Genomic DNA, 23,669 nt, shown 5'->3' with positions numbered 1-23,669 from the left:
TGGCCATGGCCGGTCCCGCATTCATCGCCGGAGCCTGGCAGTTCGGGCCCGGCAACCTCGCCAGTGCCGTCCAGGCCGGCAGCGAGTACAGCTACTCCCTGATCTGGGTGATCGCCGTCTCGACGATCTTCATGCTGGTCTACGCCGACATGAGTGTCCGCCTCGGCATCCGCACGCCCGTATCGATGATCAGCTCGGTCAAAGACATCCTGGGCCGACGCGTCGGCGTCTCCGCCGGCATCGGTGTCTTCATCATCACCCTGTGTTTCTCCGTGGGCAACGCCGTCGGATCCGGCCTGGGACTGTCGATGGTCTTCGGCGGGTCCCCGATAGTGTGGTCCGCCGTCTGCACAGTCTTCGTCGGACTGATCCTGTTGTTCCGCAACGTCTATCGAACCGTCGAACGCGTCCTGCTGGTGATCGTCGCCCTCCTCGCGGCCACCTTCGTCTTCAGTGCCGTCATCGCCCAACCCGACTGGTTCCAGGCCGTGCACGGACTCGTCCCGAGCATCCCGCCGGGTGGACAACTGCTCGTCGTGGCCCTCGTCGGCACCAACTTCTCCCTCAACGCCGCTTTCTTCACGTCCTACGGCACCCACGAACGCAAGCGCACCGCAGCCGAATACCGGCAAACCACCATCGCCGACACCATCCCGGGCATCGTCGCACCCGGCATCATGACCTCGCTCGTGATCATCGTCGCCGCCGCCGTCCTCGGCCGGCAGAACACCGAAGCAACCACCCTCGCAGGCCTGGCCAAGATCTTCGAACCCATCGCCGGCCCTATCGGATCGACGATCTTCGCGCTCGGGCTGTCCGGGGCCGCGTTCTCCGCGATGGTCGCCAACGCCACCGCCGGAGGCACCATGCTCTCCGACGCGCTCGGCAAAGGACCGTCGCCCAGCACACCGACAGCCAAACGTACCAGCGCCGTGATCCTCGGCTTCGGACTCCTGATCACGATCCTGTTCACGAAATCCCCTGTCCAGCTAATCATCTTCGCCCAGGCATTGACCGTGCTGATCGCACCGTTCCTCGGACTCCTGCTCTTCGTGATGAGCAACAACCGTCAGCTGATGGGCAACCTCCGCAACACCTGGTGGAAGAACATCATCGGCGCCCTGGGATTCCTCTCGATCCTGTCCCTGTCCGGCCTGCTGATCTACGAACTGCTCGGCTGACACCGACATGGGGCGGCACACTGCACACCGCAGTGTGCCGCTCGACTGCTGCATCCACCCCCTGAGGCAACCCGCGAGGAATCAGAAACCATGCCGCACTTCGTCGTCGAATACACCTACTCAGCCCAGACCGCCGCAGGACGTGACACGTACCGATCCGAACACCGAGCATGGCTCTCCGAATTGGTCGACCGCCGGATCGTCATCGCCTGCGGTCCGTACGCCGATGACAGCGGAGCCTTCATCCTCGTGGAGTCCGACACCACCGACACGGTGGCACAACTCTTCACACACGATCCCTTCGTCATCCACGGCCTGGTACCGGAACATCGAATCGTCGAGTGGACGCCAGTGATGGGTCGTCTCCCCATATCGCATGGCAACGATGCAAGTGACCAGCCACAATGCGGGAATCGCGATCACCGTGCCGAGCCAGGACAGCGTGGAAGGGTGCGCACCGAGAGCATCGACTCCTGACAGAACCGGCAAGGCGATGGTTCACTCGCCCCGCCGGCTCATCGTCTCAGTCTCGCGCGTACACCTCCGCGCCCCCGACAAACGTTGATTGGACACCGATTTTCGAGATCTGGTCGTGCGGCACTTCCAGCGGATCCTCGTCCAGGACCACGAAGTCAGCGAGCCGGCCTGCGGCGAGTGTGCCCTTGCGGTCTTCCTCGCCGGTGGCAACCGCTGATCCTGCTGTGTAGATCGCGAGGGCTTCGGTCGGCGAGACACGTTGCGACGACCCGACGAGGGCACCGTCCCACCCGGTTCGAGTGACCATGCTCTGCATCGCCAGGAGTGGTTCCACTGCTCCACAGGGGAAGTCGGAGGACCCCGCCACTGCGACTCCGGCATCGAGGAACGCCCGGTGGGCAAACATCCGCTCTACCCGGTCCTCGCCGTACCAGTCGATCAGATGGCTGCCATGTTGATGGACGTAGTTGCCGAAGGGGACCGCGATCGCGGAAAGCTCGTTCATGCGTCGCAAGATGCCCTCGTCCACCACGCTGCAGTGTTCGATGCGGTGCCGCAGTCCTGGTCGCGGCATTTTCTTCTGCGCGGTTTCGAATTCGTCGAGGACGAGCCTGATGGCGCGGTCGCCGTTGGCGTGGACGCAGACTCGGTTGCCGTCACCGTGCACCTTCTGGACCACCTCCGCGAGTTCCTCACGGGTGAGCACCTGGATGCCGTGATGACCGGTGTCGTGGTCCGGCTCTTCCAGCAGGAGGGTTCGTCCCCCGACAGCGCCGTCGACGAGCGCCTTCACTCCGACGAAGCGCAGGTAGTCGTCCCCGAAACCCGAGCGTAGGCCGAGCCGGTGTACTGAGTCGTAGTGCTCGGCGGCGAGAAGGAATCCGACACGCATCGTCAACAGGCCCTGCTCGCGAGCTGCCTCGAACAGGCGAATATCGGCGGGCCCGGCAAAGGCGTCGCAGACCGATGTCAACCCTGCTGCGTGCCAACGGCGAACTACATTCCCCAGCGCTGTTATCCGTTCGTCGAGCCCCAACTCCGGTACGACCGTCCTCCCGTCCACGTCGCCCTGGGCGTAGGCGAAATCGGTGAGAGCGCGCTCATAGAGAATGCCGTTGAGCCGACCAGTTCCGTCCCGTCCGAAGTCACCTCCGCTGGGCGGCTCCGAATTGTCGGTGATGCCTCCCGCGGCGAGCGCTGCGGAGTTGACCACTCCCCAATGACAGGCGACATGGAGGACGATCGTGGGAACGTTCCCGGTGACGGTGTCCAGGTCCCAGCGGGTCAGAACCCGACCTTCGGGCATCTTTGCGTCGTCGTAGCCCACCGCACGGACCCAGCCCTGTGCAGGGTCGTCCTTGGCCGCGGCACCGACTTTGTCGAGTAGCTGCGTGAGCGTGGATGCCTGCGAGGGTGACACGTCGAGCTTCAGTTCGTTCTCGGCGGCCATAGCGAGGTGCAGGTGTGCGTCGTGAAATCCGGGTGAGATCACGGCGTCTCCCCTGTCGTCGACCCATGCGGTGGGGAATTGTCGGTGCAGATCGTCGGAGTCGCCGAGCGCAACGATACGGTCACCGATCATCGCGATCGCGTTGGCGGATTCCGCAGCGGAGGTGAGGATTCGACGTCCGCGAACGATGCGCGGTCGTGCGGGTGTATTCATGAGATGGTCCTTAGATCGTGATGGTGATGGTGGTGTTCAGTCGACTTCGGCAACGACGTGACGCTCGGTCGCGACGTTGAGGCTGACATCTGTGTGTTCCGAGTGAGGGGCGGGCTGAGTTCGCGTTCGCCGGGCGAGCAGGACCACACACGCCAAGGTGAGCAAGGTGAGGGCCACGTGGTACAACGCCACCATGGCGATACCGCTGCCGGCGAGGAGCCACTGAGCGATGAACGGCACCATTCCGCCGATCAACGTTGCCGACAACTGGTAAGCCAAAGAGATACCGGTATAGCGGATCCGGGCGTCGAACGCTTGTGCGAGGAAGCCGGCCAACACGGCAAAGTACGCCGGACTCGTCAGAGCACCGAGGGCGAGGCCGACGTAGATCAGACCAATGTCCCCTGTGCTGACCAGCGCATAAACAAGCGGCGTCAAAATCACCGTGGCGACCAGCGCCGTCACCATGATTCGCGTCCCCCCGAAGCGATCCGCCAGGAGTGCGCCGATCGGTTGGACGAAGAACTGCACGACCGTTGCCAGCAGCAAAGCCGACAAGATCGTCGATCGGCTGACACCCAGGTCCGTGGTCGTCCACGCAACCATGAACGTGCCCATGAAATAGGCTCCACCGACACCGATCGCCGCGGCTCCGATTCCGAGAAGGAGCGGGACGGGAGCGGTTCGGATGGTTTCGAGTGCCGGCGCCTCGGAAATTTCCCCATGCTCCTTCGCTGCAAGGAATTCCGGTGATTCCTCTACGCCGATTCGAATGATCAACCCGACCAGAAGCAGTACCGCCGAGAAGAGGAATGGGATCCGCCAGCCCCAGGCGGCAAAATCGTCCGCCGGGAGTGTGCTGACGCCCAGAAAGGCGAGGGTCGCCAAGATGTTGCCGACGGGCGATCCCTGTTGCGCGAAAGCACCGAACAGCATCCGTCGGCCGGGCGGCGCGTGCTCGGCGGCGATCAACACCGCACCACCCCACTCGCCGCCCAACGCGAGTCCTTGAACCATCCGGAGCAGGATGAGCAGAACTGGGGCGGCGATGCCGATCGACGCATAGCCAGGCAAAAGTCCGATGGCGGTACTGGACAGACCCATCAGGACGAGGGTGGTGATCAGCGTCTTCTTCCGGCCGATCCGATCGCCGAGGTGGCCGAAGACCACACCCCCGAGTGGACGGGCCAGGAACCCTGACCAGAACGTCGCGAACGAGGCGAGCAGTCCCACGGTCGGCGATGCCGACGGGAAGAACACGGGCCCGAAAGCGAGTGCGGCCGCGGTACCGAAGATGAAGAAGTCGTACCACTCCACCGTGGTGCCGATCAGCGCGCCGAAGCCTGCTCTCCGAGCCCCGCGAAGGTTCGGGACGGCCTCGGAACCCGGGCCGGATATAGCGTTCATGCCTTCTCCTCGAAAGAAACGGAGCCATGAGCCGGCTCACAGTCACGTGCGTGTAGATAAGTGTGAAGAGTGCTGCTATAACCGTCCAATATCCATTTCGCAGCAGGCCAATGCCTAGGAGGCATGGTGGAGATTCGTGTACTTCGGTACTTCCTCGCGGTCGTCGACCACGGGTCGGTTACGGCGGCCGCCCGCGCGGTGAGAGTGGCGCAACCCTCGCTCTCCCGGCAACTCCACAGTTTGCAGCAGAAGTTGGGTGTCGAGTTGTTTCGCCGCGGACCGGGCGCTTTGCGTCTGAGTGTCGCAGGCGAACGCTTCCTGCCGCTCGCCCGCGACCTCGTGGCGCGGGCCGACCAGGCGAGCTCAGTACTCCGGCACCTCGCCCGAGGCGACGACATCCCGCTGACGATCGCAGCGCCGGCGACAACCATCGCCGACGTCCTCGGACCGTATCTCGCTGGTCGATACTTGCGGTCAGGCCTGAACGACATCATCGAGCGGGACACCCGCACCGTGTACGACGTGGTCCAACGCGGAGATGCCGACATCGGGATCTCGACGTTCCCGCCACCCGGGTCGATGGAGACCCGGGTAATCGGCCGCGCCCCGGTGTGCGCACTGACGGCACCGGAACATCCCCTGGCCGGACAGACCCAAGTCGCCTTAGCCGACCTCGTTCGAGAATCGCTCATCCTGATGCACCGCAACAACGCTGCCCGACTCGCATTCGATACCGCCACCGCCGGCCAAGGCCTCGCCTACGTCGACCCGCGGGTCGTGTCGGTAACGTCTGTGGCCAGAGCACTCGCCGCATCGGGCCAGGGGGTTGCCGTGCTGACCGACCAACCCCTCTTCAACCTCGTCCGTGTGCCGATCCGGATCCCTGAGGGCATTCTCGCCGTCACCCTCTATGCGGGTTGGGAGCCCGACCACTTCGCCGCGCCGGCAGTGTCGGCACTCGTCGATTCGATCTCCGACTACCACCGAAACGTCCTGACGCCGACGACGGAGATCACCATTACCGACCCGCTGCACACTCCCGACCGACCATGACACCGGCCATCACAGCACGAGGAAGTCGGCGAGAGCCTGCGCCACGAGGTCGGGCTCGTCCTCGGTGAGGAAGTGCCCGGCGCCGGGCACGAGTGTCGCTCGCGCCCCGGGAATGCGGCGCGCGAGATCGTCGGCGAACGACCGGTCCAGCCAATCGTCGTCGGCACCCCACAGGACCTGTACCCGCACCTTCACGGTGCCGAGTTTCTCGACGACGTCGGCGGTGTCGCGTTCGTCGAAATATTGGACCTGGTCGAGGTAACGCTGCTGCCCGCTCGCGCCCGCGAAAGGACCGAGGTAGGCCTCAGCGACGGACGCCGGCAGCCGACGGCGGGTCGCGGTGTCGAGGTGTGCCTCGGTGATCCGCTGGAAGATGTGCGTCGGCATCGTGCGGTACACGTCGAGGTGGCGTTGCAGGTGCTGCGCTACCGGCGTCACCCACGGCGAGAGCACCGCCGCGTCGAGGAGTCCGATGCGCCGGACCGGGACTCCCTCGACGAGGTGTGCCCGGAGCACCGTTGCCGCACCGATGTCGTGGCCGACCAGCACAGGCCGTTCCAGTCCCCAGTGTTCGACCAGCCGGGCCAGCACGCGCGCGTGCGTGCGGATCGCCACCGGCTCGCCGGGAACCGATGGGGAGTCACCGTAGCCCGGGAGATCCCAGACATACACCGTGTTCCGCTCGGCGAGGCGGGGAATCACCGCGCGCCACAGATACGACGACGAGGGCGTGCCGTGCACGAGAACGACGGGCGGTCCGTCGCCGAAGACTCCGGCCGCGATGGTGGCGCCGTCCACCGTCAGCCGGTCGGGCAGGCGCCACCGGTCGGTGTCGACCGTGCTGGAGATCTGCTGTCGAGTCATGATCATCCTCCCGCGACGTAATGGTTAAACTGGATTGGTAACCATTACGCTAGAGGAAGGATGTAAGTGATGCAACTGACTTTCACCGATTACACCTTCGGGGCAGCGGTGGCGACGGCGCTGGTCCTCACCGCCCCGGAGGTGCTCGTCGCGACCGGTGACGCCCTCACCGACGGCGAGTCGCTGCACGCTTTCCTCACCGAGCACGGCATCGTCCTCGGAGACCGGCAGGCAACCGGCACCGATCTGGACGAGGTCCGTGCGCTCCGGACACGGGTGCGCGACGTCGTGGCCGCGCCGAACGAGGAGGCGATCGTCGACGGGGCCAACCAACTCCTACGCGTCGCCCACACCGTCCCCTTCCTCGGGCGCCACGACGGCACATGGACGTGGCACCTCGAGACCCCACCCGAGTCGACGCTCGCCGACGACCTGGCCGTCGTCATCGGAACGGGCCTGCTCGGAACCGTGGCTTCGCTGGGGCCGAACCGATTCCGATCGTGCGAGTCCCCCTCGTGCAACGGAATTTTCGTCGACACTAGCCGGGCGGGACGGCGCCGGTTCTGCATGCCCCAGGTGTGCGGAAACCGTGTCAACGTGGCGAACTTTCGCGCCCGACGTCGTCGCGAACAGCAGGATCGCCCCGGAACGGGCCCCACAGACGCCAGGTGAGGAGTCGATGCCGATACGACCCCCACCACCGGCGCCGGGTCATCGCGTGGGAACAGCGAGGAGTTGCCTAGGCTCGGGCCGCCGCAGGAGACGCGGTGAACCCGGCGCTCGGCGCGAACCGTGCCAGCACGTCCTCGGCCGGTTCCCCGGCCTTGGCGGCGATGAACGCGAGAACGTCTTCCCGGGTGTCGATACCGATCAGCGTGTCGGGTTCGGAGAGGAACCCGAACAGGGCCGCGGCGACGGGTTCGCTCACGGTCGCCGCCGGGAACAGCAATTCGGCGTGGACCGCGTACTTCGGATCGCCGAGGAACAACCGGGTGACCTCTGCGGCAGCGTGACCCCTTGTGTGCCAGTGCTTCTCGAACTGCTCGGTCAACCAGTCGGCGGTGAACTCGCCGTCGTGCGCACGCGCCGCGTCGACGAGCGCGGCCACCTGCACGGCGGTGTTCTGGGCTCCCTGTCCGGCGAGGGGGTCGAACGCGATCGCGGTGTCACCGATCGCCGCGACCACGTGGCCGCTACTGGTCGTCCCGACCGCGCGGCGCACCGTCGGGGTGACCGCCCCTTTCAGCCACGAGTGCGGGTCGGACTCGATCACCTGCAACTGCTCGATCTCGGGGGCGTCGTGCGGGAAGTAGTCGCGGTAGAAGTCGACGACGGTCTGCCGCGCGGAGTGCACGTCGGTGACCGCTTCGAACCGCTCCTCCCACGGGCTGCCCGGCTTCGCGAAGCCGAGGAAGCTCCATGTGGCGCCGGCGTCCTTGTGCAGATACGGGCCGAGCCAGGCCTCACCGAAGTCGGTGTGCAGGTTGAAGAGATTGTGCGCGCCGCCCGCCGCGGACCGGTAGCCGAAGGTGTCCGCGCCGTGTCCGAGGCCCTGCAACGTCACCAGCAGCAGTCGGCGCTGCGGTTCGCTGTACACGGTCCGTTCGGTGTCCACCGGGAACAGCGTGGACAGCCCGCCCTTTCCGGTCGCCACGAGCGTCAGGTCGTGGTCGGCGGCGATCGCGTCGAGGGCGTCGGGGTCCACCGCCCGGACCTCGAAGCGGCCGCCGCGGTCCAGGAACCGGCCGAGCCGGTCGTCGGCCCGCAGCCGCACGTCGACGCCCTGCGCGACGTACCGGAAGTCGGGGTCGAACTCGAGGACGTCGGCGCGGGTGTCGCCCTCCCCTGTGTGCAGGCGGGTGCTCATCCCGGTCGAGTGCGGACCGTCGGCGTAGAGGTCCTCGATGATGCGGGCGTCGGCCTCACGGGACTTACCGAAGTAGACGGCGGTGCCGGTGGCCGGGACGTCGTTGCGCAAGGCGTCGCGGTCGCGGTCACTGTAGAGGGTGACGGTGAAACCGGCGTCGACGAGACCGAGCGCGGCAGTGGTGCCGGCCAATCCGGCTCCGACGACGGCGGCGGTGCGGGGTGTACTCATGGGTCCTCCCGGTGGTTGTGGTGGTCGTTCAGGTGTTCGTGTACGCGCGGTAGCGGTCGGTCCGCGTCGAGAGGTCGCCGCCGAGGCGGTACCGCGCGCCCCGGTGGTCGGCGGGAAGCCGGTCGCCCTTGTCGAACAGCTTGTGACGCAGGGTCCCGTCGGTGTAGCCGGTCGGGTAGGCACCCCGGGCCTGCAGTGCCGGCACGACGTGGGTGACGACGTCCTCGAACGAACCCGGGGTGATCGCGTACGCCAGGTTGAACCCGTCGACGTCGGTGTCGGCCACCCACTCCTGCAACTGCGTTGCGACGGTCTCGCCGGAGCCGACGAACCGCGGCCCGAGACCGCCGATGCTCGCCCACTCCGCGATATCGCGCACCGTCCACTCGCGACCGTCGTCGGCGGCCTCCTGGAATGCGGCGACGGCCGACTGGATGGCGTTGCTCTCGACGTTTCCGATCGGGTCGTCGAGGTCGTACCGCGACAGGTCGATCCCCATCCAGCCGGACGTGAAGACCAGTGCGCCCTCGAGGTCCGCGTATCGCCGGTACTCCTCCTGCTTCGCGGCCGCGGCCTCGTCGGTGCTGCCCGTGATGACGGTGGACAGCGCGTAGATCCGCGCCGAGTAGGGGTCGCGGCCGGCGTCGACGAGGGCCTGGCGGATCCGTGCGACGGTGTCCTTCAGCACCCGCTTCGACGGCGGCCCCACGAAGATCGCCTCGGCGTTCTCGGCGGCGAACCGGACACCGCGCGGCGACGCCCCCGCCTGGTAGATCACCGGCGACCGCTGCGGCGACGGTTCCGACAGGTGGATGCCTGGGACCGTGAAATGCGTTCCGCGGTGGCCGATGTGGTGCACCTTCTCCGGATCGACGTACACGCCGCGCTCGGTGTCGCGCACGACGGCGTCGTCCTCCCACGAACCTTCCCACAGCTTGTAGAGCACCTCGAGGTACTCGTCGGCATGGTCGTACCGGGTGTCGTGGTCGAGTTGGTCGGCGTCACCGAAGTTCCGGGCCGCGGACGGCAGGTAGCCCGTCACGACGTTCCACCCGATCCGTCCCCCGGTGAGGTGGTCGAGGGTGGAGAGTCGGCGCGCGAACGGATACGGGTGCTCGAATCCCGTCCCCGTGGTGATGCCGAAACCGAGGTGTTCGGTGACCGCTGCCATGGCCGAGACGAACAGCAACGGGTCCGCGACCGGGATCTGGGCGCCCTGCCGCAGCGCGGCCTCGTCGGTTCCGCCGTAGACGTCGTAGGTGCCGAGCACGTCGGCGATGAACAGTCCGTCGAACAGCCCGCGTTCGAGGAGCCGGGCGAGGTCGGTCCAGTAGCCGAGGTCGGTGTAGCGGTGCGACTGGTCGTCCGGGTGCCGCCACAGCCCCGGCGACTGGTGGGCGACGCAATTCATGTCGAAGGCGTTGAAGCGGATCTGCCGGGTCATGCCGGCGCGTCCGCGTCGCGCACGCTCTGCCGCTGCCCGGCGCTCCAGGCGTACGGCAGCGGGTCACCGTTCAGGACGTACGCCCCCACCGACTGCTGCTTGTAGATCAGAGGGTTGTGGGCCGAAATGGTGCGTGCGTTGCGCCAGTGCCGGTCGAGGCCGAGTTCCGACGAGGTGATCGACGCGCCCCCCACCTCGAACAACTGCGCGGTCGCGTCGAGGACGGTGCCGATCACCACGGACTGTGCGCGAGCCGCGGCGGCCTCGGCACGGTCCAGGAGTTCAGGGTCCTCACCACCGGCGTCGAGCAGGCGGTCGAGTTCGTCGGCGACGGCGAGCACGGTCGCGCGGGCGCCGTATGCAGCGGCGGACAGCCTGCCGATCACCTGCTGCACGAGCGGGTCGTGCCGGGGCAGGTCGGCGGCGGCGTGGGTGAACGTGCGGGTACGGGCACGAACCCATTCCGCCGTGTCCGTTTCCGCACGGCGGGCGATCCCGGCGAGGACGGCCAATTGCACGAGTTGCAGGTAGGACGTCGCATAGGTGCGGCCGGGCGCGCCGTATCCGGGCCCGAGGATCCGGTCCTCGGGCACCACGACACCCGAGAACGTGGTCGTGCCGCTTGCAGTGAGCCGCTGTCCGAAACCGTCCCAGTCGTCGGTCTGGGTCACGCCCGGAGCGTCGGCGTCCACCAGCACCGACACCCGCTCGCCGTCGCGGTCGGCCGCGACGAGGATGTGATCGGCGTAGAGACTGCCCGTGCTGTAGTACTTCACGCCGTCCAGGACCCAGGTGCCGTCGTCGCCGCGGCGCAGCGTCGTCTGGTACCGGTCGGCGGCTCCTACCCCGGGTTCGGTGATGGCGTTGCCGACCAGTGTCCCCTCCGCCGCCGCGCGCAGCCACCGCTCGCGGTTGACCGTCGGGGCGGCGAGGCGCTGGTCCTCGACGAAGCTCCAGTGCACCCGAAGCGCCTGGGGCAGATTGGATTCCGCGGCAGACAGGTCGATCAGCAGACCGAACAGCTGTCGGACCGACGCGCCGAACCCGCCGAACTCGACGGGAACGCGCAGGGCACCGAACCGCGCGTCGCGAAGCAGACCCACCTCGTCGAACGGCAACCGGCGATCCCGTTCCCGGCCCAGCGCGCCCTCGGCGATCCGGTCGAAGATCGGATGGAACCGGTCTTCGAGTTCGCGGTCGGTCACTGCCTCGGCCTCGATCGTTGAACTGCTCACGTGCCTGCTCCTCGGTGCGTCGACTATGTCGACACCACGATGGGCGAACGGGCCACGTGGGGGCACTACTTACGATCGTGCAGAGTCGAACGCTCGGCTCGCGCGGTCTGAGGTGCCGCTCTACCCGCACCGTGTACGTCGAGCCGACCGATCATCGACGGAGGAATCGATTGTCCCGGTGAAATCACTTGGAACAGCGGCCATATTCGCAGCCTCGCTAGCTTCCCGACCCGACGTCGATCGGCACACGAGGCGCCGAACGGTGATCACTGGCGATGGTTACCACGCATTCCACTCGCGTACCGAGAAGTGAACGAACGCCGGTGAGCTCGCCGATGGTCTTCTCGTCGAGAAACTGCTCCTCGATGCTCTGCTCGTCGAGCGACCCGACCTCTTCGGAAACTTCGACGGGCGCCTTCGGTCCGCGCGTCGCCCACCAGCACAGGATTGCCCCGAGGCACACCACAGCGGTTCCCACCCAGAACGTGAGGCCGAGTGCCGTGGCCAACATCAACGACGAGAATGCGGCGGACAGTACAGGCGTGAAGTACGAGGCAGCGGCGAGCAAGGTCATGTTTCCGCGGAGGATTCCGACATTCCACAAGGCGTAGCCGAAGCCGATCGCGCACGCCGCCACCATCGTCGCCGCGATCGCGGGGAAGCTCAGGTGCATCGGCTCGCGACCGGACAACAGGTACATGCACCAGAACGCCACAGCCGTCAGCACGAAGAACGGGGTGATGCCGTTGTTCCCGTTCGCGAACATCTTGGTGACGGTGCAGTAGCCCGACCAGATCACTGCGCCGGCGAACGCGAGCCCATAGCTCAGAGGATTCGAGCGCACGTTGTCGACGGTGCCTGCGACGTCCAGTCCGGCGTCACCGCCGAGAACGACGGCAATGCCGACTACCGATAGCACGATGCCGGGCAGGATCAGGCGCGAAGCCTTCTGTCCGGCGAACACGATCGCGAACACCACCGTCAGGCTCGGCCACAGATAGTTCACGATTCCGACTTCGATTGCCTGCCTCGGAGTGTCCGCCAGTCCGATTGCGAGGGCAAAGCACACCTCGTACGCGGCAAACATCACGGCACCGGTGACGAGATACGTCCGACTGAAGTCTTTGAACTTGGGCCATCCGACAGTCACCGACAACAGAATCGCGCAGCACGAGTAATTCATCGCAGCGCCGCCGATCGCCCCCAGGCTATCGGTGACCAGACGGATCATTCCGACCATCGAACTCCACAACACAATCGCCAACAGCCCCGCCGCGGTGGCACTTCCGCTCGACTTGGTCGCTCTCACAACAACACTCCTCCTTTACCGTGCTCGTGAACTCTCGGTGACACCGACGCTCGGACCGATTCGACCGGAATGCAACGAGTTCGCGCCCTGTCGCACAGGGAAACGACTGCCGCTGCAACCGAAGGTCTCGGTTGTACTGCGGGCGTCAGAGACTAGGGAACAGTCCGAGGAATCTGCCGAGCACCAGACCGATGTGCAGTTCGAGACGATGCGCGCCCACCGCGAGGTCGAGTCCGGTGAGGTCCGCTCGGTCGTCAGTGGGCATCGAGGAAAGCCTGCTCGATGTCCGCGGGTATCCGGCCGCGCGAGGAGATCTCGTAGCCCTGCTGGACTGCCCATTCCCGAACTTCCTTGGCCGTGCCCCCGCCCCGGGGCCGTCGAGTGCGGGAACGGCGCGTCGGCCGTTCCTCCTCCTCGGGCTGCTCGGTCTCTTCGCCCTCGTCGTTCTCGCCCGTCACCTCGGGTTGCTCGTCTCCTTCGTCCTCCGGCAACTCTCCGCCGTCCCACACCTGTTCGTCCTCCGCGGACTCGTCACCCGCAGGTTCTTCCTCGCTCTTTTCCGGCTCGACTACGCGGAGGTCGCGGTTCTCGCCCGACCTCCGCTTGGTGCCGGCCTCCTCGGCCACGCCACCCACGAGGTGTCCGGCGCTCGACTGGAGGCGGTTGTTCAGCGAATCGATGCGCGAGCTGGTCGCGGTGACCGCCGCGGCTTTCGCGGCGTTCATCAGCTCTCCCCGAATAGACTCGGTCAGCTTGGCGACCTCCGGGGAACTCGCGAGCTTCGCGGTCCAGCCCCTCAGTAGAAAGCCGGCCCCGACCGCCACCACCAAACGACCTTTGGTTTTCATCACCCTCACCCGCAGTTGCCGAGTTGTCACCCCGCACCTCGGCGTCGGTGGGCGGCGAGATACATCACGGAACCGTTCCCGGCGGGGTGCGTAAGCGGTGTTTACCCCGGACAGGGGCGCCTAATCATCATCACCTGGCGCTCATAGGACAAACACCAAACTCCACACCCTCCCCTGGGCCCCCGGCGCCCACTCGATCGGCGCGTCCGGGAGCTAGTCGTAGATGACGGCAAGTCCCCGGCGCTCGAGGTCGGCCAAACCGTCCCGCATGGTTTGGAGCTGTTCGGGTGAATGCCCCACCCAGTCCGTGATCTCGCCGACTATTCTCACGGGCTCCCGTGTGCGGTAGGAGCGGGTCGGATTTCCGGGAAACTTCTTGTCCGTCACGTTGGGGTCGTCCTCCAATGCGCCTTCCGGTTCCACGATGTAGATGCGCCCCCTGCCCTCGCCTAGAGCCAACTCCGCTCCCCACACTGCGGCATCCAATGTTTGCGTCACATAAACGTGGTTCGAGAGGCGCCCCCTGCCGTAGTTCGACAGGTACCCGGGCACCAGCACATCACCCACCGAAAGGTCTGCCTTGGTGCCGTGAAAGAGCGCGCCCGACTCGTGCACTTCGAAAGGTTTCGTCACAACAACCCCATCCGTTGTTCTCGTCGGACGATTGTGCAGCACGTCAGGGGCCTTGCCGCAATCCCCACTCCCCGCCATATAGTGAGAGTGGGAGAATCCGTAATGGGAGTTTGCTGCCATAATCGTCGACCGTATCGTCGTTCGCAGTGAGATCCATTCGTGGACCCCACCGCCCAGCCAGTAACAGCCTGCCGGGCAGAGTGGACACAAGGGCGACGATGTCCTCCACCCGCAACGCAGCCCGCGGCGTCCTGGATCGGCCGCGGCGGTTCAGTGCCGTCGGATCCCCGGACAGGTTCGAGGGAACCAAGCTTCCGCTGCAGGACTCTGCAGGCACGCGGTCCGCGTCGTAGTGCCCGATCACCCACACCCACCGACTCAGCGTGGACGACGAATAGGCGCGCTCCCCTCTCTGTCGACGGTGTCGGCGGCATAGGCCACGTCGGCGGCGACGCGAGACCGGGTGCGACGGCAACGCACTGCGCCCGCGCGTCTCACCCCAGCCCAGAAGCCCGCCAGTCGCCGGCATAGACCCGGTCGGTCCGGTGCCGCGCCGAGGACCGGACCGGGCTTCAGGGCGGCTTGCACACCCATGCGAGGTCGAACGAAGATGGAACGGTGATCATCGAACGCAGCTCGGTCGTCGGCGCACCGATCGGGCAGGTGTGGGCGAGGGTCGTCGACCCGGAGGGGATCAACGACGAAATGCGTCCGTGGATGACGATGAGCATTCCGCGGGGTCGGGAGTCGATCACCATCGACTCGGTCCCGATCGGTGAGCCGCTCGGGCGGGCGTGGCTGCGGCTGTTCGGGCTGGTCCCGTTCGACTACGACGATCTGACCATCGCCGAGCTCGAACCGTGTCGGCGGTTCCACGAGAAGTCGACGATGCTGAGCATGCGCCGGTGGGAGCACGAACGGACGCTGCGGCCCTTCGACGACGGGAGCACCGGCGTCCACGACCGGATCACGTTCGAGCCGAGGCTGCCGCTGGTGCCGCTGACGCCGGTGCTCGCCCGCGTCCTGGGCGCGTTCTTCGCCCACCGGCACCGCCGTCTGGTGCGACACTTCGACTGACGTGCTCACCCAATGTCACACCGGTGCAGTCGGACTGAACCAGTGTGACATTGAGCGCGACAACCGGGTCAGTGCGCCGTGTACCCACCGTCGACGACGAGTTCGGTGCCGGTGGTGAAGCCGGACTCGTCCGAGGCGAGGTAGAGCACCCCGTACGCGATCTCGTCGGGTTCCCCCTGCCGCGGGAGAGGGTTGCCCGAGACGAGTTGACGGTAGTACTCCTCCGGTCCGATCGCGCTGCCCTCGGCCGACCGCTGACTCATTGCCGTCCGCATCGATCCGGGGTGGATCGAGTTGACGCGAATTCCGTGCGGCCCGTACGTGACGGCGTCCGCCTTGCTCAGCAGTCGCACAGCACCTTTCGACGCGTGGTACAGCGGGACGTTGGAGCCGCCAGTCAACCCGTGGATCGACGAGAAGTTCACGATGCTGCCCTTCTTCCGGCCGATCATGTGGGGCACGACGTGCTTGGTGATCAACCAGACACCCTTGACGTTGACGTCGAAGATCTGGTCGAACTCGGCGACCGACGCCTCGTGCGACGGCGCGGGCCGCCCGATGATGCCGGCGCAGTTGACCAGGATGTCGGGAACACCCACAGTCTCCACCACCGCTGCGACGGCCTCGGCGACGCTGGCCTCGTCGGTGACGTCGACCGCGAACGACGTGATCGCCGTCAAATCCCACGGCGCATCCGGTACTTTGAGGTCGAGGGCCGCGACCAGCGCGCCCTCTCGTGCGAGCATCCGCGCGGTCGCGCCACCCAGGTCACCGTTCGCCCCCGTGACGACGGCGACCTTCCCTGCCACTCGACCCGTCATGACCTACCTCCCACTGCAGCGACGGCCCACGGGCCGATCATCGGATTCCATTCGGTGATGTCGTACGACGCGACGAACCCGCGCGTCCGGAACGGGTCGCCCTCGACGACGTCGACGACGTCGTGCTTGCCCGCGGCCTCGTAGATCATCGCCGCGCCGGGTTCTTCTCCTGCCGCGAACGGTCCGGACCCGAGGATGAGTCCGCGGTCGGCGGCGGCTTGCAGGTGGATCTTGTGTTCGGGACGGTGCTCGTCCCGGCCGGCCGTGTCGCCGGTGTATACGTAGCGGACGAGGAAGAACGGCACGTCAGACCTCTTCCAGGACGGTGGGCTCGACGGACTCACTGCGCAGCGACGCGAGGATCTCGGCGTCCCGGCCGATGGTGTATCCGAAGACGAGGGCGGGCCCGATGTTGGCGCCGTAACCCGGGTAGCCGCCGCCGAAGATACTCACGGCCGCGGAACCGGCGGCGAAAAGGCCGGGGATCGGCTGGTTGTCGTCGTCGAGGACCTGGCTGTGCCGGTTGACGGCCAGACCGGAATAGGCTCCGAGGTCGCCCATCTCGATCTTCGCGGCGTAGTACGGTCCCTTGTCGAGTGGCTCGAGGTTCGGGTTGGGCTGGTGTTCCATGTCGCCCTTGAAGTGGTGGAACCAGTTCGACCCGCGGTTGAACTTCGGGTCCTCGCCCTTGGCGGCTCCCGCGTTGAACTCGGCCAGGGTCTTCTTCAGCCCGGCGGCGTCGACACCGATCTCGAGGGCGAGTTCCTCGACCGTGTCGGCCTTGTGGAGGAAACCGGTCTTCTTGAAGTAGCCCTGCGGGATCGGCCACGGCTTGGCGTAGCCGATGCCGTACTTGTTCATGGCTTTCGAGTCGGCGATGATGTAGCCGAATGTCGCGTCCTGACCGTCGTTGTCCTGAATCATCGCCATGCCGAAGTCGTGGTAGGAACTCGACTCGTTGGCAAAGCGTTCGCCCTTGCGGTTCACCGCGATCAGTCCGGGAAGTCCGAATGCCCGCAGGTGCGGGAAGATCCGCTGTTGCCCGCGCAGACCGGTGAACACCGTCACCGGGGCCCACGCGGCCGGCTCGTGGACGTCGGTGTCGACGTGCCCGCCGAGCGGCGCGGCCAGTCGCACGTTGTCGCCGTCGTGCCCGACCGTGGGAGTGAAGTGGTTGTCGCCGTGCGGATCGTGACCCCAGTACTCGGCTCGCAGCGCCGGATCCGAGGAGTAGCCGCCGGCCGCGATGACGACGCCGAGCCGTGCCTCGACCGTTCCCGCGTGCACTCCCCCGAGCACCGCCCCGGTGACGACGCCGTTCTCCGACTGCAGAATCTTCGTCACGGGCGTCTCGGTCCACATCCGGATGCCGAGCTTCGCGGCGGACGACACCATCCGCACCATGAGCGAATTGCCGTTGGTCCGGTCGAACGATCGGCGGCAGAGGACCGTCTCGACCCACGTCTCGAGGAGCTTCTTCGACACGTAGGCAAACGATTTCCACGACTGGTTGGCGTGGAGGAACTGTGCGATGTCGGGCCCGACCTCGGGCATGTAACCGAACACGGTGTAGGTGTCGAGGTAGGGGCGCAACCGCAGCCGGTTCTCGCCGAGGGTGCGCGCGTCGACCACCTTGCCGGAGATCGCGCGCCCCGACGGCTTCGCGCCCGGCGCGTCCATCTGGTAGTCCGGAGCCATTTCCGGATAGACGAATTCGACGTCGGTGTCGCGCTCGAGCCAGTCGATGGCCTCGGGCACCTCGTCGAGGAACGTGTCGACCATCTCGGCCTTGTAGCAGTCCTTGGCGAGGGCGCGGATGTAGGTTTCGATGTCCTGACGGGTGTCACCCTGCGCGACGCCCTGCTTGTTGCCGGGAACCCATGCCCAGCCGCCCGAGATCGCGGTGGTGCCGCCGAGCCACTGCGACTTCTCGGCGACGATGACGCTGTGCCCCTCGCTCGCCGCCTTGAGTGCGGCGGCCATGCCTGCGGCCCCGGATCCGATGACCAACAGGTCGCATTTGACAGTCTTCGAGCTCATGCTTGGACCTTCCCTGGAGAGTCGGCACTCGATCAGGCATCTGCGAAAGTTCTGGTGTGCAGTGACTTTCGGATCGCGATGCGTGATCGGTGACGGTGTGTTCGTGACAATCACTCTGACCGACCCGAGACCCGAGTCACAGCGCGACTCCAATGGATGGAAAGGGTTTCTGTCAGTGCCGCGATCCGCGCGTCATCGCCCGGGTGATGCCGCGCGACGCCGTCGTCAGCGCCGCGACCACCGACTGCGGGTTGGCCTGATCGTGCGGTATGACGACGGACAGGGCGGCGATCACCCTGCCGCCGTCGGTGTCCCGCACGGGCACAGCGACTCCCGTCGCTCCGGGTGTGATGAGACCTGCGGCTACCGCGAAGTGCTGGTGCCGGACCTCGGCGAGAAGACGTCGCATCTGCTCGGGGTCGGTGACCGTGGCGTCGGTGTAGCGCTCGAGCGGCTGCGACAGCAGTTCGTCCTGCACGTCGCGGGACGCGTTGGCCATCAGGACCAGACCGGACGAGCAGGCGTGCACCGGCAGACGTCCGGCGATCTTGGTGACGTTGACGACGGACCCGCGGGTGGAGAGCCGTTCGACGAACAGCACCTCGTTGCCGTCGAGGATGCCCAGTTGGGTGTGTTGCTTGATCGCGGCGTTCACGTCTTCCATGAACGGCATCGCGGCTTCGCGCAGGCTCAGGGTGTGTGAGCCGCGGGAGCCCAGTTCCCACATCCGCACGCCGATGCTGATGCGGGTGTCGTTGCGTTCGAGGAGTCGGTACTTCACGAGTTCCCCGACGATGCGGTGCGCCGTCGCGACGGGGAGGTCGGATCGACGCGCGATGTCGGACACCGACAGGGACGGTGTGTCCGCGTCGAATGAGGACAAGACCCTCACGACGCGGGCAGTGACCGATTCTCCTGTCGGTGTCCGTGACATCGCCCTATTGTCCTCCGGCTACTGCCGAGGGGTCGACGGACGCCCGAGTTCGGCCAGCGGCACCCGGTACGTCTCGCGGGCGGTGAAGGCGGCGAGGGACGAGACCAGCATGCAGAGCGCCGTGAACACCGCCACGGGGACCCACGCGTTCACCCCGGTACCGAGCAGCGCCCAGCCGATCGCCGGGGCGAAACCGGCGATGAGGAAGCCGATCTGCGTACCGACCGCGAAACCGGAGTAGCGCACGGGCGCCGCGAACATCTCGGTGAAGAAGCTGGGCCACAGGCCGTTCACCATCGAGTAGAACAGCGTCATCGTGAGCAGTGCGGCGAGGAAGATCAGCGGAATGGAGCCGACGGAGATGGCCCAGAAGTACCCGAAGATCGTCACGGCGCACCCGAGGGCGCCGGTGATCCAGACGGGGCGGCGTCCGACGCGGTCCGACAGCTTGGCGAGCAGCGGGATCGCGACGATGGAGCCCGCGATCGACACCGACGACGCCCACAGCATCGTGGTGCGGTCGATGCCGACGTCGGGTCCGGTGGCGTAGGCGAGCCCGAAGACCGTGAACACGGTCTGCCCGACCGCGAACAGCGAGCACAGCGCGATCCGCAGGACGTCCCGCCACTGAGTGGTCACGACGGTGACGACCGGCAGCTTCTGCACTTCCGCGTGCTCGCGCGACTCCTCGAACACCGGGGTCTCGTCGAGCTTGGTGCGCACGAAGTAGGCCACCACGAGCATCACCGCACTGCACCAGAACGGAATTCGCCAACCCCAGCTGTCGAGTTGGTCTTTCGGCAGCGCGGCCACGGGGATGAAGACGAGGGTCGCGAGGACCATCCCGGCGGCATATCCCGTCATGGTGAAGCTGGTGAAGAACGCCCGCCGCCCCTCGGGTGAGTGCTCGAGCGTGAGAGTGCTGGCGCCGGCGGCCTCGCCGCCCGCGGAGAACCCCTGCGCGAGACGGCACAGCACGAGGAGTATCGGGGCGGCGATGCCGATCTGCTCGTACGTGGGCAGGAATCCGATCGCGAGGCTCGACAGGCCCATGATGAGCAGGGTCAGCAGCAGAATCTTCTTGCGGCCCAGCTTGTCTCCGAAATGTCCCAGCACTATTCCGCCGACGGGACGGGCCACGTAGCCGACGCCGAACGTCGCGAGCGCGGCGACCGTGCCGATCGCGTCGTTGCCGACCGGGAAGAACGTGTGCCCGAAGACGAGGGCGGCGGCGGATCCGTAGATGAAGAAGTCGTAGTACTCGAGCGCACTGCCGAGGAACGACGCGAGCGCCGCCTTCTTCGGCGTCTTCGCGACCTCGGTGGGTGTCGCGGTCGTCGGGCTGTCGTGCGTGACGGCGGATACGTTCATCGACTCTCCTGCGATCGGGCCTGACATGGTGTGACACAACGTGCCAATCACGCCTACGCGTGCGCAACGTCACATCCATCCATTGGAAAGCCGGCCTCGCGCCCCGGACGAACGGGACGGTCGTTGCGTCAGATCGAACGAGCGTCCCGTTCGTCCGGGAACGGCTACGGATGCGCCGGGGACAACTCCCAGCCGGTGCTCATGTCGCGGGCGAGGTCGGGCACCCGCCGCAGCACCCGCTGGCTCTCGACGAAGTCGCGGAACGGGATGGCCAGCAGGGCCCGCAACTCTCCCGGACGACCCTCGGCCAGCCGCTGGTAGGACGACGCGATGTCACTGACGATGTACTGCCAGCGCGGTTCGCGATCGGCCCAGTTGAAGCCGGGCAGGGGCGTGCGGAGGCGATAGGCCGAGCCGTTCACGTCGCCGTCGACCGACATCGGTGAAACCTGACCCGGTGCGCGCGAGCCGGGAACCGACGGTTGCGCCGCGACGGTGGTGGCGTACGTGAGCGCGCGACCGACGCCGTCACGGGCTGCCGCGGTGACGTCCCACTGATCGGCGATGATCTGATTCTGCTCGCGCGACGCCATCCGGAACAGCGCGTCCGCGTACCCCGCCGGAGTGCCGGAGAAGATGGCCCTCCACGCGATCTCGGCGTTCTCGTCGAGCAGTCCGGCGGCGGCCATCTCCTCGACAGCGGCCCTGCCCTCGTTCAGGTACGCCTCGTGCATGGGCACCATGTCGAAGTAGATGTGCTTCTGCATCATCAGCAGGCGCTTCTGGTACCAGTCCATGTCGTCGGCGGTCATCGCCGGGCCGACGGTGGCGAGCGTTCTCGGGTCCGCAGGCAGGAGCGTCATCGCCTGGCCAGGCAACCCACGGACCGTGGACGCGACGGCGTTGCCGAGCGTGTGGACGGCATCGACTCCGAGCACGGTGCGGCCGAGGTCGAGGTCCCAGAAGCCGGCGGCGAACGACCCTCCCGCCAGCCCGGCCATGCCGGACCAGTAGAGCTCGGTGCGCTGGAGTTGGTACCGGCCGTAGTTCTCGTAGACCCGATCGACCACCGCTGCGTTGGCGATCAGCCCTGCGTTCGGATCCCAGGCGGCCAGGTCGATGCCGGACGCCTCGGATCCTTGAGCGAGCCAATACTGTTGCAGAAGAGCGGAATACCGCGTCGGAGCGACACCGTCGGAGCGGGCGACCGCCAGCGCGGCGCCGAGTACGGCGGAATCGGTGGGCAGCCGGGGGTCGAGTCCGCCGATGGTCTCCGCCGCCGCGTTCGCCGGTGTGATGTCGAGCAGGCCCTCATAGTCGGTGGCGTGCGCGACGATCGGCGTCGGCGCCACGAGCGCGACCACCCCGAGCAGCGCGACGAGCACCGCGCGGATCGTCGTGGTGCGGACCCACGGTGATTGGCAGTGCACAGCACCGGGCATGTCAGGTATTTAACAACATATATGTGATGGTGTCTGGGGTTTGCCCGGATTGCCGCCGGCGCAATGCAATCCCAGGTCAGCGCACGTGAGTGGCAAAGCGTGCCCCCGGACGCTTTGCCACTCACATGGGCTGGGGACCGAGCTGGCCCAGGACGGCCGAGAGGATGGTGTGCGCGCTGCCGATGACGGACTCGATCGGCTGCGGGTTCTCCGACAGCACCCATTGCTGGGCGATCATCAGCACGGCTCCCACCAGTCCGGTCGCGAGAGTGCGCAGGTGGAAGTCGGGGAAGGCGGTCCGGTCGACGGCCGGACCGATGACGACGAGAACGGCGTCCACGAACGACAGGGTGACGCGGCGATAGGCGTTGTCGACCTCCGGCCCGACACCGAGGACCTCCTGGAATGCGATCCGCGGGATTCGTGGGTCGTCGGCGACGGATCGGAAGAACGCGGTCAGCGCACCGCGAACCCGCGCGTCGAGATCGGCGCCGCCGTCCCCCGCACCACGCAGGACGCTGTCCCGCAGGCGGTCGGTCACACTCGCGTACGCGGCCAGGAGCAGGGCCTCGCTGCCGTCGAAGGACTCGTAGAAGTAGCGCTTGGTGAGCCCGGCGGTCTCGCAGATCTTGCCGACCGTTGCCGACCGGTATCCGCTGGTCCCGAACACTTCGACGGCCGCGTCGACGAGGCGCACGCGGCGCTCTTCCTGACGCTGGCGTGGACCCGCACCGCGGTAGGTGCGGCCCGTTTGGTCGAGCTTGGGCGAACTCACGCCCCCATATTGACACCGCACAGTTCCAGATACAAACTGACACCGAACGGTGCCAGATCACACGCCAGGAGATCCCATGCCCACGCTCAGGAACAAAGTCGCACTCGTCACCGGAGCCGCGCGTGGCATCGGCGCGGAAACGTCCCGCGCCCTCGCCCGCAAGGGCGTCAAACTGGTTCTGATCGATCTGGACGCCGAGCCGCTGAATGCCCTCGCCGCCGAACTCGGCGACGACGTCGCGCTCGCCGCGACCGCCGACGTCTGCGATCTGGCCGCCGTGCAGAAGGCAGTCGACGCCGGTGTCGCGAAGTTCGGCGGCATCGACCTCGTGCTCGCGAATGCCGGCATCGCCAGCTACGGCTCGGTCATGCACGTCGACCCTGCCACGTTCAAGCGGGTCATCGACATCAACATCCTCGGCGTCTTCCACACCGTCCGAGCTGCGCTTCCGTCTGTGATCGACCGCAAGGGCTACATCCTGGTGGTGTCGTCGCTCGCCGCGTTCGCGCCCGCACCCGGGCTGGCTGCGTACAACACGAGCAAGGCCGGCATCGAACATTTCGCCAACACCCTTCGTCTCGAAGTCGCGCACCACGGCGTCACCGTGGGCTCGGCCCACATGTCGTGGATCGACACACCGCTCGTTCAGGATGCAAAAGCCGACCTCACCGCGTTCAACCAACTTCTCGCCGCTCTGCCGGGACCACTGGGCAAGACGACGTCGGTGGACTCGTGCGTCGACGCGTTCGTGGACGGCCTGGCCGGGCGGAAGCGCCGGGTCTACGTGCCGCGGTGGGTCGAGCTCGTCGGCTGGCTGAAGGCGGTGGTGACGTCGCCGATCGGGGATCGCAGCCTGCTGCCCCACGTCCCCCGCATCCTTCCGCTGATGGACGAGGAGGTCGCGAAGCTCGGCCGGTCCACCAGCGCACGTAATGTCGCTCTCGGCGACGTCGCCGTAGACCCGAAGTAACCACCAGTCCCCGCCAGCGAGAGAGTG

21 protein-coding genes and 1 pseudogene are annotated in these 23,669 nt (G+C 66.6%); 6 read left to right on the top strand and 16 right to left on the bottom strand.

The genetic code is table 11. From position 1 onward, the window contains the following. Positions 1 to 5 precede the first annotated feature (5 nt). Positions 6 to 1,181 (top strand): Nramp family divalent metal transporter, encoded by a 1,176-nt coding sequence (locus tag ACNJ7E_RS24470; protein WP_280781145.1) that lies wholly within the window; start codon positions 6 to 8, stop codon positions 1,179 to 1,181. A 90-nt stretch (positions 1,182 to 1,271) separates the two neighbouring features. After that, positions 1,272 to 1,547 (top strand): annotated as a pseudogene (locus tag ACNJ7E_RS24465) (YciI family protein); the annotation flags it as partial. Between the two features lie 157 nt (positions 1,548 to 1,704). Here ACNJ7E_RS24465 and ACNJ7E_RS24460 read toward each other — a convergent pair. After that, positions 1,705 to 3,321, bottom strand: coding sequence for an amidohydrolase (locus ACNJ7E_RS24460; RefSeq protein WP_280781143.1), 1,617 nt, complete (start codon positions 3,319 to 3,321; stop codon positions 1,705 to 1,707). Positions 3,322 to 3,357: 36 nt separating this feature from the next. Beyond that, a complete protein-coding gene (locus ACNJ7E_RS24455; protein WP_280781142.1) occupies positions 3,358 to 4,728 on the bottom strand; it encodes an MFS transporter in 1,371 nt (456 codons plus the stop codon). 123 nt (positions 4,729 to 4,851) lie between these two features. On the opposite strand from ACNJ7E_RS24455, the gene ACNJ7E_RS24450 reads away from it, so the two are divergent. Beyond that, entirely contained in the window at positions 4,852 to 5,781 is a 930-nt protein-coding gene (locus ACNJ7E_RS24450; protein ID WP_280781141.1) for a LysR family transcriptional regulator, read from the top strand. A 9-nt stretch (positions 5,782 to 5,790) separates the two neighbouring features. On the opposite strand, the gene ACNJ7E_RS24445 is transcribed toward ACNJ7E_RS24450, so the two are convergent. Beyond that, a complete protein-coding gene (locus tag ACNJ7E_RS24445; RefSeq protein WP_418341169.1) occupies positions 5,791 to 6,645 on the bottom strand; it encodes an alpha/beta fold hydrolase in 855 nt (284 codons plus the stop codon). Between the two features lie 69 nt (positions 6,646 to 6,714). Here ACNJ7E_RS24445 and ACNJ7E_RS24440 point away from each other — a divergent pair, with 69 nt between their 5' ends. Beyond that, positions 6,715 to 7,317, top strand: a complete 603-nt coding sequence (locus ACNJ7E_RS24440; protein ID WP_418341168.1) for a CGNR zinc finger domain-containing protein — start codon at positions 6,715 to 6,717, stop codon at positions 7,315 to 7,317. 67 nt (positions 7,318 to 7,384) lie between these two features. Here the strand turns inward: ACNJ7E_RS24440 and ACNJ7E_RS24435 are convergent, their stop codons facing one another. From ACNJ7E_RS24435 to arr, 6 genes are all read right to left on the bottom strand, one after another. Next, complete coding sequence (locus ACNJ7E_RS24435; RefSeq protein ID WP_280781138.1) at positions 7,385 to 8,743, bottom strand: styrene monooxygenase/indole monooxygenase family protein; 1,359 nt, start codon at positions 8,741 to 8,743, stop codon at positions 7,385 to 7,387. A 28-nt stretch (positions 8,744 to 8,771) separates the two neighbouring features. Continuing rightward, positions 8,772 to 10,187 (bottom strand): LLM class flavin-dependent oxidoreductase, encoded by a 1,416-nt coding sequence (locus tag ACNJ7E_RS24430; RefSeq protein WP_418341167.1) that lies wholly within the window; start codon positions 10,185 to 10,187, stop codon positions 8,772 to 8,774. Then, the gene (locus ACNJ7E_RS24425; RefSeq protein ID WP_418341166.1) at positions 10,184 to 11,422 is read right to left on the bottom strand and encodes an acyl-CoA dehydrogenase family protein; all 1,239 of its coding nucleotides are present in this window, start codon (positions 11,420 to 11,422) and stop codon (positions 10,184 to 10,186) included. Before ACNJ7E_RS24425 ends, ACNJ7E_RS24430 begins: the two co-directional genes overlap by 4 nt. 217 nt (positions 11,423 to 11,639) lie before the next feature. Then, on the bottom strand, positions 11,640 to 12,731 hold the full coding sequence (gene yddG / locus ACNJ7E_RS24420; RefSeq protein ID WP_418341165.1) for an aromatic amino acid DMT transporter YddG: 1,092 nt from the start codon (positions 12,729 to 12,731) through the stop codon (positions 11,640 to 11,642). A 254-nt stretch (positions 12,732 to 12,985) separates the two neighbouring features. Then, a complete protein-coding gene (locus ACNJ7E_RS24415; RefSeq protein ID WP_418341164.1) occupies positions 12,986 to 13,579 on the bottom strand; it encodes an Lsr2 family DNA-binding protein in 594 nt (197 codons plus the stop codon). Positions 13,580 to 13,792: 213 nt separating this feature from the next. Continuing rightward, on the bottom strand, positions 13,793 to 14,290 hold the full coding sequence (gene arr, locus ACNJ7E_RS24410) for an NAD(+)--rifampin ADP-ribosyltransferase (protein ID WP_418341179.1): 498 nt from the start codon (positions 14,288 to 14,290) through the stop codon (positions 13,793 to 13,795). 540 nt (positions 14,291 to 14,830) lie between these two features. Here arr and ACNJ7E_RS24405 point away from each other — a divergent pair. Further along, positions 14,831 to 15,289, top strand: a complete 459-nt coding sequence (locus ACNJ7E_RS24405) for an SRPBCC family protein (RefSeq protein ID WP_025433389.1) — start codon at positions 14,831 to 14,833, stop codon at positions 15,287 to 15,289. A 68-nt stretch (positions 15,290 to 15,357) separates the two neighbouring features. On the opposite strand, the gene ACNJ7E_RS24400 is transcribed toward ACNJ7E_RS24405, so the two are convergent. From ACNJ7E_RS24400 to ACNJ7E_RS24370, 7 genes are all read right to left on the bottom strand, one after another. Continuing rightward, the gene (locus ACNJ7E_RS24400; RefSeq protein ID WP_418341163.1) at positions 15,358 to 16,110 is read right to left on the bottom strand and encodes an SDR family NAD(P)-dependent oxidoreductase; all 753 of its coding nucleotides are present in this window, start codon (positions 16,108 to 16,110) and stop codon (positions 15,358 to 15,360) included. Beyond that, positions 16,107 to 16,415 carry a YciI family protein gene (locus ACNJ7E_RS24395; RefSeq protein ID WP_418341162.1) on the bottom strand — a complete coding sequence of 103 codons (309 nt, stop codon included), beginning with the start codon at positions 16,413 to 16,415 and terminating at the stop codon, positions 16,107 to 16,109. The genes ACNJ7E_RS24400 and ACNJ7E_RS24395 overlap by 4 nt, the downstream gene beginning before the upstream one ends. 1 nt (position 16,416) lies before the next feature. Further along, positions 16,417 to 18,150 carry a 4-oxocyclohex-2-ene-1-carboxylate 5-dehydrogenase gene (gene chcC2, locus ACNJ7E_RS24390; RefSeq protein WP_418341161.1) on the bottom strand — a complete coding sequence of 578 codons (1,734 nt, stop codon included), beginning with the start codon at positions 18,148 to 18,150 and terminating at the stop codon, positions 16,417 to 16,419. A 172-nt stretch (positions 18,151 to 18,322) separates the two neighbouring features. Beyond that, the gene (locus ACNJ7E_RS24385) at positions 18,323 to 19,084 is read right to left on the bottom strand and encodes an IclR family transcriptional regulator (protein ID WP_005575358.1); all 762 of its coding nucleotides are present in this window, start codon (positions 19,082 to 19,084) and stop codon (positions 18,323 to 18,325) included. A gap of 18 nt (positions 19,085 to 19,102) precedes the next feature. Then, positions 19,103 to 20,455 carry an MFS transporter gene (locus ACNJ7E_RS24380; RefSeq protein ID WP_418341160.1) on the bottom strand — a complete coding sequence of 451 codons (1,353 nt, stop codon included), beginning with the start codon at positions 20,453 to 20,455 and terminating at the stop codon, positions 19,103 to 19,105. Positions 20,456 to 20,619: 164 nt separating this feature from the next. Then, positions 20,620 to 21,897 (bottom strand): hypothetical protein, encoded by a 1,278-nt coding sequence (locus ACNJ7E_RS24375; RefSeq protein WP_418341159.1) that lies wholly within the window; start codon positions 21,895 to 21,897, stop codon positions 20,620 to 20,622. A 121-nt stretch (positions 21,898 to 22,018) separates the two neighbouring features. Beyond that, positions 22,019 to 22,672, bottom strand: a complete 654-nt coding sequence (locus tag ACNJ7E_RS24370) for a TetR/AcrR family transcriptional regulator (RefSeq protein ID WP_418341158.1) — start codon at positions 22,670 to 22,672, stop codon at positions 22,019 to 22,021. A gap of 76 nt (positions 22,673 to 22,748) precedes the next feature. On the opposite strand from ACNJ7E_RS24370, the gene ACNJ7E_RS24365 reads away from it, so the two are divergent. Continuing rightward, complete coding sequence (locus tag ACNJ7E_RS24365) at positions 22,749 to 23,642, top strand: SDR family oxidoreductase (RefSeq protein ID WP_280781128.1); 894 nt, start codon at positions 22,749 to 22,751, stop codon at positions 23,640 to 23,642. Positions 23,643 to 23,669: the final 27 nt, after the last annotated feature.

The sequence above is a fragment of the Rhodococcus mengyinensis genome, from assembly GCF_048381435.1.
Classification (GTDB): Bacteria; Actinomycetota; Actinomycetes; order Mycobacteriales; family Mycobacteriaceae; genus Rhodococcus_F; species Rhodococcus_F opacus_D.
This window is presented reverse-complemented; position numbering and strand designations above follow the sequence as displayed.

Bases quoted from the DNA above. Each gene is read 5' to 3' on its own strand.
- ACNJ7E_RS24365 (WP_280781128.1), top strand. From the start codon at position 22,749: ATGCCCACGCTCAGGAACAAAGTCGCACTCGTCACCGGAGCCGCGCGT.
- arr (WP_418341179.1), bottom strand. From the start codon at position 14,290: ATGGCGGGGAGTGGGGATTGCGGCAAGGCCCCTGACGTGCTGCACAAT.
- ACNJ7E_RS24445 (WP_418341169.1), bottom strand. From the start codon at position 6,645: ATGACTCGACAGCAGATCTCCAGCACGGTCGACACCGACCGGTGGCGC.
- ACNJ7E_RS24380 (WP_418341160.1), bottom strand. From the start codon at position 20,455: ATGAACGTATCCGCCGTCACGCACGACAGCCCGACGACCGCGACACCC.
- ACNJ7E_RS24430 (WP_418341167.1), bottom strand. From the start codon at position 10,187: ATGACCCGGCAGATCCGCTTCAACGCCTTCGACATGAATTGCGTCGCC.
- ACNJ7E_RS24385 (WP_005575358.1), bottom strand. From the start codon at position 19,084: ATGTCACGGACACCGACAGGAGAATCGGTCACTGCCCGCGTCGTGAGG.
- chcC2 (WP_418341161.1), bottom strand. From the start codon at position 18,150: ATGAGCTCGAAGACTGTCAAATGCGACCTGTTGGTCATCGGATCCGGG.
- ACNJ7E_RS24460 (WP_280781143.1), bottom strand. From the start codon at position 3,321: ATGAATACACCCGCACGACCGCGCATCGTTCGCGGACGTCGAATCCTC.
- ACNJ7E_RS24455 (WP_280781142.1), bottom strand. From the start codon at position 4,728: ATGAACGCTATATCCGGCCCGGGTTCCGAGGCCGTCCCGAACCTTCGC.
- ACNJ7E_RS24415 (WP_418341164.1), bottom strand. From the start codon at position 13,579: ATGAAAACCAAAGGTCGTTTGGTGGTGGCGGTCGGGGCCGGCTTTCTA.
- ACNJ7E_RS24440 (WP_418341168.1), top strand. From the start codon at position 6,715: ATGCAACTGACTTTCACCGATTACACCTTCGGGGCAGCGGTGGCGACG.
- ACNJ7E_RS24435 (WP_280781138.1), bottom strand. From the start codon at position 8,743: ATGAGTACACCCCGCACCGCCGCCGTCGTCGGAGCCGGATTGGCCGGC.
- ACNJ7E_RS24470 (WP_280781145.1), top strand. From the start codon at position 6: ATGGCCGGTCCCGCATTCATCGCCGGAGCCTGGCAGTTCGGGCCCGGC.
- ACNJ7E_RS24375 (WP_418341159.1), bottom strand. From the start codon at position 21,897: ATGCCCGGTGCTGTGCACTGCCAATCACCGTGGGTCCGCACCACGACG.
- ACNJ7E_RS24450 (WP_280781141.1), top strand. From the start codon at position 4,852: ATGGTGGAGATTCGTGTACTTCGGTACTTCCTCGCGGTCGTCGACCAC.
- ACNJ7E_RS24400 (WP_418341163.1), bottom strand. From the start codon at position 16,110: ATGACGGGTCGAGTGGCAGGGAAGGTCGCCGTCGTCACGGGGGCGAAC.